At 35.6% G+C, this 13509-nt stretch carries 10 protein-coding genes; 9 read left to right on the forward strand and 1 reads right to left on the reverse strand.

Annotated features, from left to right (window positions below; all coding sequences use genetic code 11):
* Nucleotides 1-6 precede the first annotated feature (6 nt).
* Complete coding sequence (locus K0U91_RS09835; protein WP_220180501.1) at nucleotides 7-552, forward strand: hypothetical protein; 546 nt, start codon at nucleotides 7-9, stop codon at nucleotides 550-552.
* Between the two features lie 46 nt (nucleotides 553-598).
* On the opposite strand, the gene aqpZ is transcribed toward K0U91_RS09835, so the two are convergent.
* Nucleotides 599-1315, reverse strand: a complete 717-nt coding sequence (gene aqpZ / locus K0U91_RS09840) for an aquaporin Z (RefSeq protein WP_220180500.1) — start codon at nucleotides 1313-1315, stop codon at nucleotides 599-601.
* Nucleotides 1316-1547: 232 nt separating this feature from the next.
* Here aqpZ and K0U91_RS09845 point away from each other — a divergent pair, with 232 nt between their 5' ends.
* The 8 genes from K0U91_RS09845 (at nucleotide 1548) to K0U91_RS09880 (ending at nucleotide 13499) form a co-directional block, all read left to right on the forward strand.
* The gene (locus K0U91_RS09845; protein ID WP_220180499.1) at nucleotides 1548-2165 is read left to right on the forward strand and encodes a DUF5715 family protein; all 618 of its coding nucleotides are present in this window, start codon (nucleotides 1548-1550) and stop codon (nucleotides 2163-2165) included.
* 80 nt (nucleotides 2166-2245) lie between these two features.
* Nucleotides 2246-4180 carry an ABC-F family ATP-binding cassette domain-containing protein gene (locus tag K0U91_RS09850; RefSeq protein WP_219970531.1) on the forward strand — a complete coding sequence of 645 codons (1935 nt, stop codon included), beginning with the start codon at nucleotides 2246-2248 and terminating at the stop codon, nucleotides 4178-4180.
* Nucleotides 4181-4476: 296 nt separating this feature from the next.
* Nucleotides 4477-4809: a hypothetical protein gene (locus K0U91_RS09855; RefSeq protein WP_258561913.1), complete on the forward strand. Its 333-nt coding sequence runs from the start codon at nucleotides 4477-4479 to the stop codon at nucleotides 4807-4809.
* Between the two features lie 388 nt (nucleotides 4810-5197).
* Entirely contained in the window at nucleotides 5198-7582 is a 2385-nt protein-coding gene (locus tag K0U91_RS09860; RefSeq protein WP_220180497.1) for a TonB-dependent receptor, read from the forward strand.
* Nucleotides 7583-7633: 51 nt separating this feature from the next.
* Entirely contained in the window at nucleotides 7634-8206 is a 573-nt protein-coding gene (locus K0U91_RS09865; RefSeq protein ID WP_220180496.1) for a hypothetical protein, read from the forward strand.
* 143 nt (nucleotides 8207-8349) lie between these two features.
* Nucleotides 8350-9684, forward strand: a complete 1335-nt coding sequence (locus K0U91_RS09870) for a trigger factor (protein WP_220180495.1) — start codon at nucleotides 8350-8352, stop codon at nucleotides 9682-9684.
* Between the two features lie 118 nt (nucleotides 9685-9802).
* Nucleotides 9803-10489: a hypothetical protein gene (locus K0U91_RS09875; RefSeq protein ID WP_220180494.1), complete on the forward strand. Its 687-nt coding sequence runs from the start codon at nucleotides 9803-9805 to the stop codon at nucleotides 10487-10489.
* Between the two features lie 157 nt (nucleotides 10490-10646).
* Nucleotides 10647-13499 carry a M16 family metallopeptidase gene (locus K0U91_RS09880; protein ID WP_220180493.1) on the forward strand — a complete coding sequence of 951 codons (2853 nt, stop codon included), beginning with the start codon at nucleotides 10647-10649 and terminating at the stop codon, nucleotides 13497-13499.
* Nucleotides 13500-13509 lie beyond the last annotated feature (10 nt).

Here is a 13509-nt window from a genome sequence, read left to right on the forward strand (position 1 = left end):
TACAAAGTGTTAAAGATAGAAGAGCTCGTTCACGCTTACATTCATACAAACTGCGATTTTGAAAAAGAAATTGTGTTGAGCAATCATTTTCATTCAGATTGGGAAGCAGATATGCTGATTATTGATTCGGAAGGTTTCAGTCACGAGATTGAAATTAAGCTTTCAAAAAGTGATTTTAAAAACGATTTTAAAAAGTCATACATCAATACAAAAACCGGTGAAAAATTCCTGAAGCACGACAAAATTTGCTGTGGCGATTACCCATGCAATTCGTTCAGTTTTTTGCTTCCGATGGGAATGATTGAGCATTCGCAAATTCCCGAACACTGCGGAATCATTGAATTTTATCACAATGTCGACAATTGGGAAACAGAATTTTATCTGATACGTCCGGCCAAAAAAGTACACGACGATTCATACTGGAAACTGAATGATAAAGATATTTTTATCCGTAAAATGGCTTTAAATCTATTGCAGAGAAAACTAGAGATCAAAGGAAGACATGAAGAATTGATTTACAAAAATCCTTTCGAAATAAAGAAACTTAAATAGAAAAATCCTGCCGAAAGACAGGATTTGTTTTTATAATGAGCTGTAATTATTTTGCCTGTTCTGGTGTTTCCATCAATAAATTATAAGTGAAGGCTGCTGTAATACCTCCTAAAACCGGTGCAACAATAAACAACCATAATTGTGAAAGTGCTTCACCCTGTGCAAAAATTGCCGGACCGATACTTCTCGCGGGATTCACTGAGACGCCTGTGACTTTAATTCCGACAATATGAATCAAAACCAAAGAAAATCCTATTGCCAAACCTGCAAAACCACCGTTGATATTTTTTGTGGAAGTGGATCCTAAAATCACCATCAAAAAAATAAAGGTGAAAATAAATTCAGCAACGAATGCCGCTGTGGTATTATAGGCGTCTAGATATCCTGTTCCCCAACCGTTAGAACCTAATGCCCAAGGTCCCATAACCGCTCCTGGATGATTGGTAAAGATGACATAAAGAATCCCGGCCCCGATAATCGCTCCGATGATCTGTGCAACAATGTATCGCACGGCTTCGCCTATTTTCATCCTTCCCGCCGCTACCATTGCGATAGAAATAGCCGGATTAATGTGACATCCTGATATGTGACCAATTGCATAAGCCATTGCTACAACACTTAAGCCAAAAGCGAAGGAAATTCCCAAAAGCCCAACACCGGTTGTGCCGTCTGTACCCGCAATTACTGCGCTTCCGCAACCCATGAGAACAAGTACCATTGTGCCGAGCAGTTCAGCAACGAATTTTGAAGTTTTTGAAATCATCTTTTTAATGTTTTAAATTGTTAAGCGAATGTACAAAAATTAATTATTCATAATTATTGTCAATAGAATGAATTATAAGTATTGATTTTATTGTTTTATTGTTATTAGTTTACTTAATTTAACAATATGATATAAAATTTTTATTAATAAATTTTTATGTCATTTTATTAAATTAATATCTTTGGTCGTGATAAAACTTATATTTTTCACGTTCAATGTTAAATTAGTTTCTATGAGGAAGTTTCTGTACATTATACCTTTACTTTTACATCATACTGTTTATTGCCAAGCTTCAAAAAAAACACCCCCCTGTTATGATCTTACGGAAGTTTTAAAAGTTGAGCCTACCCCTCTTTACAAGCCACATTTAGATGCATCCAGGAGTTTTAATGTCAATATTCTAAAAAACACATCTCAGGTTCAGAAATATATAAGTAAAGGTAGATTTCACACGATCAATAAAAAGGGGAAAGGGTACAAAGTTCAGAAGTTGGATTACAGCCGCCCTTATTTGGTGTTAAAAGCAAAGACAACGCTAGAGAAAATTGGGGCAAGATTCAGCAAAGAGACAAAGGGCCATACTTTTACGGTGTCATCCATTACCAGAACGCTGGAAGATCAGTGCAGATTAAGAAAAATTAATACAAATGCATCTTCGGGTTTAAGCTCACACAACTATGGCAATTCTTTCGATATTTCTTATGTGAGATTCAATAATATACTGAAACCAAACCCTAAAATGGAAGCGGCTTTAGAGAAAGTTTTAAAATATTATGCCGATGCAGGGCGTATTTATTACATTAAAGAACGCCAGCAAAGCTGTTTTCATGTCACTGTAAGGAATTATTAAATTTAAAGTCCTTTATTTTGCGTATTTTTGCACCCGAAAAATATTCAGTACACATTATTCATTATTAATTACTTATAAAGATGCTTTCGGTTCAAGGTTTAGGCTTACATCATTCGGGAAACTACTTGTTTCAAAATGTGAATTTCACCATTAAAAAGGATGATAAGATTGGTTTGGTTGGTAAAAATGGGGCGGGAAAATCCACTTTGCTGAAAATGCTTTCCAAAGAAATCACTTTTTATGAAGGTTTGGTCGTTCCGGAAGGAAACATTACCATCGGTTTCTTAAAGCAGGATCTTGATTTTGTGAAGGGAAGAACCGTTTGGAACGAAACCATGCAGGCTTTTGAGCAGATCAATGCCTGGAAAAACGAATTGGAAGAAGTTAATTATCAACTGACAACAAGAACAGACTATGAGAGCGATGCCTACACTGATATCATCAATAAAATGACAGAGCTGAATGATCTTTTGATGCATCATGACGCTTACAATCTTGAAGGTGATGTAGAAAAAGTATTATTTGGATTAGGTTTTAAAGCTGATGATTTTCAAAAAATAACCGATGAATTTTCCGGAGGATGGAGAATGAGAATTGAACTGGCAAAACTTCTTCTTCAAAAGAACGATTTGATGCTTCTCGATGAGCCTACCAACCACCTGGATATGGAATCGATCATCTGGCTGGAAAACTTTTTGAAAGATTATCCCGGTGCAATCGTTTTGGTGAGTCATGATAAGCAGTTTATGACAGCGGTTTGTAACCGGACTTTTGATGTAAATAACAGAAAAGTAGACGATTATAAAACCAATTATACCAAATATTTGGTGATGCGTGAAGAACGACGCGAAAAACTGATTCAGGCAAAAAAGAATCAGGATGCGGAAATCAAACAAATGGAAGATAATATCAATAAGTTCCGTGCGAGTGCTACCAAAGCATCTTTTGCACAGTCGCTTATTAAAAAATTAGATAAAATTGACCGTATTGAAGTGGATAACGAAGACGTTTCTAAATTCAACATTCGTTTTGTGCAGTCTGTAGTTCCCGGAAAAGTAATTTTTGAAGCCGAAAATTTAGGAAAGGCATACGGAAAAAAACAGATTTTTGATGATGTTGATTTTATCGTCCAGCGGGGAGACAGAATTGCTCTTCTTGGACAAAACGGACAGGGTAAAACTACTTTAGCTAAAATTCTTGCCGGAGACATCAAAGATCATTCAGGTTCTTGGACTTTAGGTCACAATGTAAATATCGGATACTTTGCTCAAAATCAGGAAGAAGTTTTAACGCCAAATAAAACCGTTTTAGAAGAAGCGGAAGATTCTGCTACTGAAGAAACCAGACCGAGAGTAAGGGATTTATTAGGATCTTTCCTGTTTCAGGGTGAGGCGGTGAATAAAAAAACAAAAGTACTTTCCGGAGGCGAGAGAAACCGTTTGGCATTGTGTAAACTGTTGCTTCGTCCGTTCAACACGCTGATTATGGATGAGCCTACCAATCACCTGGATATTCAGTCGAAGGAGATTATTAAGCTGGCCTTACAAAAATTTGAAGGAACCTTGATCGTCATTTCTCACGACAGAGAGTTCTTACAAGGTCTTTGTGATAAAATATACGAATTCCGTGACGGGAAGATGAAAGAATTCTTAGGAAGTGTGAATGAATATCTTGAATTCAGACAAAAAGAATCCATCAGGGAGATTTCAGCGGAAAAAGCAAAGCTTCATGATGAGGATATTAAGAGTGTGGAGAAGGCTAAAGCTGAAGAAAAACAGGCAAAAGCTGAAATTAAATCGACTGTAATCGTAAGTAAGGAGCAAAAAAATATTCAGAATAAAATTAAAAAAGTAGAAGAAAGAATTTCTGAGCTGGAAACCACTATCGAAACGATGGAAGCTTCTTTTACCACAGAAAATCCGTCTGAAGAAACTTTAGAAAAATACAATAAGACAAAAGAAGACCTTGATGCAGCTTTGCAGGAATGGGAGTATCTTGGAACGCAGCTTGAGTAATTTTTTTGAAAAATATGATCAAAAGGATGGGTTTGTAACTCATCCTTTTTTATTAAAGTTAAGCCATCTGACAGCTTTATAAAAGCGTCATGTTTGTAAATTATTAACACTGTTACTGCAAGCTCCGTAGGAGCGGCACGTTTGTGGCAAAATATCCTCCGAAAATTCGAGCTCCGTAGGAGCGACACCCGCTATAAAAATTACATTCATTAAATAATCATAATTTATTTTTTATTTAAAATCCGTTAGAATATTATTCTTATTTTTGCTAAATGATTTTTAAAGAAAGCAGAAATATGAAAAGTTTTGTTTCCAAACTACTGTTTGGGATCTATTTCTTTGCGCTGTTTTCTTCGAGTTTTCACAGTCATGATTCTTCTGATGTTTTTAGAGGTTTTAATTTTAAAAAAACAGAAAACAATATTTCAAAAAACATTGCTAAAGAAAAAGCGGGCGACTGTCTGGCTTGTCATTTCTTAGCAAATGGACATACTATAGTTCCTGAAGAATTTAGTTTTCACTTTGAGAAACATACTCATCAGGTAGAACAAATTATTTCTCACCAGGAAAAAATCTGGTCTCAGACCAAATTCACTTTCCAACTTCGTGGTCCACCCACAATTTCTTAGTTACCGATTTACTGACCGGGTTTTTGCTTTAAGTTTTAAAAATTAAATATTTTTTAAAGGCATTTTGTTTTTTAAACGCAAAATTCAAGTATTAAGAAAATGAAAATTTAAAGTTTTTTTAAGCTAAATATCTAAAAGATAGTAATAAGCATTTCGCGTACTTCAAATTTATTTGAAACTTAAAAATCTTTTTCACTTAATAGTTCTTAATAAGTTCAAGATTCAACTCAAGTTTTTTTTTTCATTACTTTTTTAATGAAAAATATTTAAAATATAAATACTTGTGAGTTTTAATTTGAACAAAAAATCCAATCATTTTTTTTTAAACAAACAAAACTTTACAGTGTTGCAATCGCAGCATTGTGTAAAGTCAATCAAGAAATTTACAATGAAACTGATATATAGTTTATTGCTAATCCTTGGCGGATTGGTGATTATAAAAGCACAAAAAATTTTCACTGTTGAAGGTATGGTGCAAGATTTTCACGATAAAACCGCGTTGGAAAATGCGTTGGTAAAAATTGGCGATTTTTCCACAAAAACAGACAAAACCGGAAAGTTTTTGTTCAATAAAATTCCTTCCGGGAATTATAAACTCATTGCAAAACATCCTGATTGTAATGATTATACTGAAAATGTAAGAGTTACAAAAAATTTGCATTTTACAATTGTCTTAGAGCATCATATTCAGGATATTGAGACGGTGACCATCCATGGAAATCATAAGAGCAACGGTTCTTTAATCATAAAAACACTCGACAAATCTGAAATTGAAAGAAATTCTACGGATAATCTGGGGAATTTACTTTCGAAAATTTCAGGAGTGTCAACATTGAAGACCGGAAATAATATTTCGAAACCCATTATTCATGGGCTTTACGGAAGCAGAATTGCTATCTTAAATAACGGAGTAAAGCTTGCCGAGCAGGAATGGGGAATAGAACACGCTCCAAATGTTGATATTAATAATTTTCAACATATTGATATCATCAAAGGTGCTTCAGCATTGAAATATGGAAGTGACGCAATCGGGGGAGTCGTAATAATGGAACCTGAGATTTTCCCTAATAAAGATACAATTAAAGGGTCGATTGGTCTTTCCGGAATTTCTAACGGAAGAGGTTTGGCTCTTGATGCAGATGTTGCCAAAGTCTGGAAAAACGGTTGGGCGGTAAAATCCGGCGGAAGCATCAAGAAATTGGGTGATCAGAGCGCTCCGGATTACAATCTGAAAAATACAGGGATGGATTTCTCATCTTTTAATTTTACGGTGCAGAATAACTCTTATGATAAAGGAATTTCATTTGACTATTATTTAACGAATCAGAATATCGGGATTTTGAGAGATTCTCATGTCGCTAATTCAGGTGATTATTATCGGGCAATGAGCGCAAATCCACCGATCTATTCCGGTCGATTCAGTTATGAAATCGATAATCCGAGACAGCTGGTTGAGCATCATATTGCAAAAGTTTCTGCTTTCAAAAGATTTTCAACGATCGGGAAATTATCAGCAACCTATAGTTACCAGTACAATCACAGACAGGAATATGACATCAGAAGGGGTGAGCTGAAAGACACGCCTTCTCTGGATCTCGAACTAATGACTCATCAATTTAATCTTAACGATTTATTAGAAAGAGAAAAATGGTCTTTGGAAACAGGAATTGACGGTAGCTTTCAGAATAATTATTCAGATCCTGCGACAAAAGCAAGACGTTTGATTCCTAACTATGATAAATATGCCGCAGGAGTTTATTCTGTTTTTAAATATAAAATTTCGAGTCATTTTAATTTTGAAGCCGGAGCAAGATATGATTTTACACGTTATGATGTCACTAAATGGTATGACAAAAGTGACTGGGAAGCAAGATATGCAGATGTTTTCCCGGAATTTTATGTGAAAACTGATCAAAATAGGGTTTTAACGCGTCCACAGTTGAATTATAATAATGTATCCTTTAATGCAGGTCTGGAGTATCGCCCAAGTTCTATGTTTGATCTGAAATTCAATTATGCCAAAGTCGGTAGATCTCCAAATGTTGCAGAATTATTTTCAGACGGGCTGCATCATTCTGCAGGAATCATTGAAACCGGAGATATGGGATTGAAAAACGAACAGGGACATCAGTTTAATCTGACCGTAGATTCAAGATTGAATGTTTTAAAAGGACTGAATATTTCCGTAAACCCTTATTTTTTCATCACTAAAAATTTCATCAATGAACTTCCTGTCGGTATAAAAGGAACGATCAGAGGTGTTTTTCCGGAGTGGCAATATCAACAGATCGATGCCAAAATGTATGGTTTAGATGTAGATGTTAATCTGAAAATTACCGGTGATTTTACGTATGTCGGAAAAGGAAGTTATGTTCACGGAAAGGACGAAACCAACAACGAACCGTTGATTTTAATGATGCCTCCGAATTTCTCCAATGCATTACAATTCAAAAAAGATCAATGGAATGATTTCTATTTCACGGTTGAAAACCAAACTTCTTTAAAGCAAACCAGATTTCCGATCAGAAATGCCGATTTGGAAATTTACGTCGATAGCGAACTGACCAACAAAACAATTGATTTCAGCACTCCGCCAAATGGATATTCACTTTGGAATATTCAAACAGGAGTCAATATTAGTAAAAATCTTTCTGCAGGTCTTATCGTGAATAATCTCTTCAACACTTCGTACAGAGATTATCTGAATCGATTGAGATTCTTCGCAGATGAGGCTGGAAGAAACTTTATTTTAAACTTTAGATACAGATTCTAAAGGTTTACAAAAATTATTTAATCAAAATTTTACAATCTTAAATTTATCAAAATGAACAAATTATTCAATACTAAAGATATTATCAAATTATTAGCTGTCTTATTCATCACAATGACTGTTTTTTCTTGTCAGAGAGACGGTTCAGCAGAAGAAGATGATATTCCACAGGAAGAACTGACCAATATTATCTTATTGGTGAAAGAAGATTCTCCGGGAGCGACTGCAAAAGAATATAACTACAGCATTGGTGCGGGAGGAATACCTACAATTCCGCTTACCAACGGAAAATCATATACGGTTGAAGCAAAATTCAGAAACGGAAACGAAGATGCAACTCAGGAAATCATTGATGCTAAAGATGAGCATTTCCTTATTTTTGATTTCCCGAAATCTAACATCAATATCACAAGATTAGATGGAAACGATCTTAGAAATGATGGAAAAAGAGTTGGATTGAGAACAAAATGGGAAGTTGTAAATGTGGTAAATTCTCCATCGCCATTCCTAAAATTAGATTTAATTCATTCTCCGCAAAGTGTAAACGATGCCCAATCAGGAACAGCTTGGGGAAGTGTAGTAGGAGGAGAAACTGATGCGGAAGCAACATTTAATCTTACTAACTAATAAAAGCTCCTTTAGATTAAAATAAAACCACTGAAATTTTCGGTGGTTTTTTGTTTATAAATATTTGATGACGAAGAATTTATCATTAATGGTTCATTTTAATAAAAAATTCATATTTTTGCAACCTAAAATTTTAATCAATAATGAAGGTTACCGCAAAAAACCATGATGATGTAAGTGCATTGCTTACAGTAACATTGGAGAAATCTGACTACAAAGAAAAAGTAGAAAAGCAATTGATTAATTATGCTAAAAACGCACAGGTTCCTGGTTTCAGAAAAGGAAAAGTGCCTTTGAGTATGGTTAGAAAGCAATATGAAGCAGGGATTGCATTCGAAGAAATCAATAAACAAGTTTCTGATGCTTTGAATAACTATATCAACGAAAACAAACTAAGATTAGTTGGTCAGCCAGTTCCTCAGCCGGTGAATGATTTCAACCACAATGCTGAGAAATTGGAAGTTGCATTTGAAGTAGGTTACGAACCGGAATTTACTATAGATTTGGCTAAATATGAAGCTCCGCATTACAAAGTAGAAGCTTCTGATAAAGAAATCAGCAAAAGCATCGAAAATATGCAAAAACGTTTTGCAGAGCAGGTTCCGCAAGACAAAATCACTAAAGATTCTTACATCAACTTAGAGATTTCTCAGGTTGTGGAAGAAGATGCTGAAGGTGAGCACCACCATCATCCAAAAAATGCCACCATTACTGTTGAAAACAAAGATGCTTTCAAGTTGGTTAAAGGTTTGAAAATGGATGAGTCTGTGAAAATTTCTAAAGAAACTTTGGCTGCTGACGAAAACTTAGCGAAAGAATTAGGATTCACTAAAGAAGAAGCTGAGCATTTACACCACGCTGAAGTTGAAGTGAAAGTAAAAGATTTTTATAGCTTAAACTTAGCAGAACTTAACGAAGAATTGTTTGATAAAGTTTATGGTGAAGGAAACATCAAAACTGAGGAAGAGCTTAAAGAAAAAGTAAAAACTGAGTTAGATGAATACTTCCAGCAAAATGCAGATGTACATTTCGTAAACAAAGTATTGGAGCAGGTTTCTGAAAAAGAAGAAGTAAAGCTTCCTGAATCTTTCCTTACGAAGTGGTTGGTATTCTCAAACCAGAACATCCAGTCTGAAGAGCAGGCAAAAGAAATCTTAGAAGCTGAAAAAACTCAACTGAAATATCAGATCATCGAAGGAAAATTGATGTCTGATAACGATATCAAATTAGACTACGCTGATGTTTTGGCTCAGGCTGAGCAGTTGGTGAGAAATCAATTGGCAATCTACGGAATTCACCATTTAGGAGACGAAGAAGTTCAGAAATATGCTGCTGAAATGTTGAAAGACCAAGAGCAGGTAAGACAGATCTCTTCTGAAGTTGCCATGGCAAAACTAAAAGATGTAATTCTTGAAAAAGCGACTAAAAAAGAAACTGCAATTTCGCACGACGAGTTTTTAGAAGAGCTAAAAAAGTAATCTACTTTTGTATATAAATGAAACCCACTATTTGGTGGGTTTTTTTATGGTTTATAAAACTTTACAATTCCATATCATACAATATCCTTATATTTACATCATTAAATTTAAAGTTATTATGAAAAAAATAATCATTCCTTTTTTCTGTGCTGTGCTTTTTTCTACATCAGCAGTGGCACAAAAAACATCTACGGCAACTGTAAAGTCAGCAGCTTCAACATCACAGCTTACTTCAAAGCAGGTGATAGATAATTATATTACTGCGCTTGGTGGAAAAGCAAAGCTGGAAGCCGTAAACTCTACCATTATTGAAAATGTTATCAGTGCTCAGGGGATGGAGATCAGCTCTACCACAAAAAAGATGGGAAATAAGTTCAAATCTGTACAGTCTGTAATGGGACAGGAGATGACTCAGGTTTTTGATGGTGAAAAAGGATACTCTAATCAGATGGGGACAAAAACTGAATTTCCGGCTGATAAATTACCGGAATTAAAGAAAAGTAAAACCATCGATGCTTTGGGATATGATGCTGCGAGTTTTCAGACCGTGAATATTGAAAAAATAGATGGTAAAGACTATAATGTATTATCATCAGACAAAGGCAAATTTTACTTTGATGCTGCTACAGGATTGCTTTACAAAGCAACAAGTGCTCAAGGTGACGCGATTATGAAAAGCTACATGACAGTAGATGGGATAAAATTTCCTGAATTGATCGAAGCTGAAGGAGGCGGGCAAAAAGCAACCATTAAAACGACAAAAGTAACTTTGAATTCTGGAGTAAGCGAGGCTGATTTCAAATAAAGTAAAAAAAATAGTAAATAAAAAAGACCAGGAATTTTTCTGGTCTTTTTTTTATGTTTGTAAGTTTAACGCAATTTTAACTAAAATCTTATAATTAAAATTTCTTTCAGTTGTGAATAATGTATATTTTTATCCTGCAAAATTTATTATAAACTGTATGAAAAAAATTCTATTATCACTAGGAGTTGTCTTTTTGACATCAGCCAGTGGATTCGCCCAGAATATCCCAATGGATGCTTCTGTAAAAACAGGTACTCTTCCAAATGGAATGAAGTATTATATCAAAAAAAATACATTGCCCGAAAAAAAGGTAGATTTCCGTTTGGCCATCAACGCAGGATCTATTCTTGAAGACGAAAACCAAAGAGGACTTGCTCACTTTATGGAGCATATGAACTTCAACGGAACAAAAAATTTCCCCGACAATAAATTGGTAGACTTTTTACAGTCGATCGGTATCAAATTTGGTCAGCACCTGAATGCCTACACGAGTTTCGACGAAACGGTATATATGCTCCCTGTACCTTTAGATAAGCCGGGAAATCTTGACGCAGGTCTTAAGGTGATGGAGGATTGGGCATTCAATGCCACGCTTACCGACGAGCAGATCAACAAAGAAAGAGGCGTTGTGCTGGAAGAATTGAGATTAGGATTGGGCGCAGACAAAAGAATGTCTGATAAATATTTGCCTAAACTCCTACACAAATCTCAGTACGCTAACAGATTACCGATCGGGACAAAAGAGGTGCTTCAGAACTTCAAACCAGATGTGATCAGACAATTTCATAAAGACTGGTACAGACCAGATTTGATGGCGATCGTTGTAGTGGGAGATATTAATGTAGACGAGGTTGAGAAAAAGATCAAAGATAATTTCAGTAAATATAAAAATCCTTCAAAGCCAAGAGAAAGAAAAACTTTTGATTTGCCAAACCATCAGGAAACTCTAGTGGCGATTGAAACTGATCCGGATGCGACGAGTTCTATGGTTCAGTTTATTATGAAAGATTCAGATGCCTATCAGCCGGATGTTACGGTTGAGCAATACAACCAAAGTCTTGTTGAGAACGTTGCGACGACGATGCTGAATAACAGATTGAGAGAATTAGTGAATTCAAACAATCCGCCATTCACATTCGGGTCTGTATATCACGGCGGAACTTATGCTAGAACTAAAGAAGCTTTCCAGGGATTTGCTATGGTAAAAGACGGTAATCAACTCAGCGCATTAAATGTGCTTTTAGAAGAAACCGAAAGAGCTAAGAGATTTGGTTTTACACAAAGTGAGCTAGACAGAGCAAAGTCTCAGATTATTTCAAATCTTGAAAGATCTTACAATAATCGTGATAAGACAGAAAGTGATATGCTGGTCGACGAATATGTAAGAAATTTTCTGGAGAAAGAACCAATGCCGGGAATTGCATGGGAATATGACGATACCAAGAAATTTTTGCCAACTGTAACATTGGCTCAGACCAATGAGGTCATCAAAAAGATGGTAAAAGAAGACAGCCGGGTAATAATAATTACAGGTCCTAAAAAAGACAACATAACGATGCCTACAGAAGCAATGGTTCTGAAGACTTTCGACAATGTAAAAATGGCCGATCTGAAACCTTACGAAGAGAAAGCTGCGGTGAAAAATCTAGTAAAACCTTTCAAATCGGAAGGTACGATTGCTAAAACAGAAACCGATGCTAAATTAGGCACCACAACCTGGACTTTAGGAAACGGAGCCAAGGTGACATTCAAAAAAACCGACTTTAAAGATGATGAAATTGTTTTCACCGCAAGAAGTTTAGGAGGAAACTCATTATTGAGTGACGCAGATTACAACAAAACGCAGTTTGCTTACAATGCATTAACTGAAGCAGGAGTAAATGGTCTGTCTAAAGCTGATCTTACCAATTATCTTGCAGGAAAACAATTAAGTGTAAATCCTTTTGTGAGCGGTATTGTAGAAGGTGTTTCCGGAAGAACCAGCCAAAAAGATCTGAGCTCTGCCATGGAATTGATGTATGCTTACTTCACAGGTTTAAATTACAATCCGGAAGCGTTTAATGCATTCAAAATGAAGCAGTCAGCCATGTTGGATAACATGATGTCTAATCCTCAGTTTTATTTCTCTAATGAGCATGCTAAATTTACCAATCAGAAAAACCCGAGATTTATAGGTCTGATTCCTATGGAAAAAGACTGGGCAGCAACTGATTATAAGAAAGCATATGATGTTTATAAGGAGAAATTTGCCAACGCAGGCAATTTCCACTTCTATTTTGTAGGAAATATTGATGAAGCTAAATTTAAAAATGAAGTTTTACAGTATATTGCAAGCTTACCATCCACCGGCAAAACGACTAATTTCAAAGATACAGGTTACAGATCAATAACCGGGGACTATACAAAAGTATACAAAAAAGGAAAAGATCCTAAGAGTATGGTGCAGATTGTATATTCCGGCGAGGCGCCATACAATGAAAAAGAAGCATTGGCATTGTCTGCTCTGGGTGAGGTAGCAACCATTAAAGTAATTGAAAAACTGAGAGAAGACGAAAGCGGAATATATGGCGGTGGAGCACGAGGCGGAATGAACAGAGTGCCTTACAGTACCTATAGTTTCAGCTTAAGTTTCCCTTGCGGACCGGAGAATGCAGATAAACTGACAAAAAGTGCAATCGCAGAAATTCAGAAACTCATCGATAAAGGTCCCGAGCAAAAAGATCTTGATAAATACAAAGAAGGAGATCTGAATGACTATAAAACTGATGTGAAAGATAATTCTTACTGGATGAACGCGATCGCTAAAAACCAATTGGATGGAAGTGATAAGTACGAAATTTTAAACTATGAAGAGAAAGTAAAAGCACTGACTGTAAAAGATCTGCAGGATGTTGCCAAAAAATACCTTTCAAAAAACAGAATTGTTGCAACTCTTATGCCGGAAGACGGTTGGGAAAATGCACCTAAGAAAACTGAAACTGCTACTGTTAAAGCTTCATCAGTTAATTAGACAAACTTTT

Source organism: Chryseobacterium sp. LJ668 (assembly GCF_019613955.1).
In the GTDB taxonomy this organism is placed as follows: Bacteria; Bacteroidota; Bacteroidia; order Flavobacteriales; family Weeksellaceae; genus Chryseobacterium.